This window comes from Cupriavidus sp. 05N39 (assembly GCF_056397325.1).
Window position 1 is genome coordinate 1 of sequence record NZ_JBFTNE010000356.1, and the last position, 398, is coordinate 398.

1 protein-coding gene is annotated in these 398 nt (G+C 61.3%); it reads left to right on the forward strand.

All coding sequences use genetic code 11. The annotated features are described in order from the left end of the window. The first annotated feature begins 131 nt into the window (after positions 1 to 131). A complete protein-coding gene (locus AC1DN0_RS41685) occupies positions 132 to 395 on the forward strand; it encodes a hypothetical protein (protein WP_477112247.1) in 264 nt (87 codons plus the stop codon). Positions 396 to 398 lie beyond the last annotated feature (3 nt).

A 398-nucleotide genomic window follows, 5' to 3' on the forward strand; every position in this document is an offset into this window, starting at 1 on the left:
GACGCAGAACGCCCAAAACAACATCTATCGCTGAACGGCCCGGCAGACGCGGAGGCGGCCCCGCCACCTCCGCTGCCAACCAGCCACTCAGGAACATTTCAAGTCATTCAGTGAAGCCAAGGAGAACCACCATGCCATCCATCATCGTGTGCGACCTCGCCCTGACCCAAGAACTCGACAGCAAGTCCATGACCGCGGTGCGCGGCGGAAATTCCTGGCTGCAAGGACTGGGCCCGGTGGCCAACGTCAATGTCAACGTCAACCAGAACATCGCCCAGCTGCAAAGCATCAACGTGAACACGCTCAACAACGTCGGCGTGATCGGCTCCGGCTTCGGCCCGCTGAGCATCGACGTCAACCCGTCGCAATGGGCCGCCACCCACGCCAAGGTCTGAACG

Excerpts from the sequence above, each read along its gene's own strand:
- AC1DN0_RS41685 (WP_477112247.1), top strand. The coding sequence starts at position 132 with ATGCCATCCATCATCGTGTGCGACCTCGCCCTGACCCAAGAACTCGAC.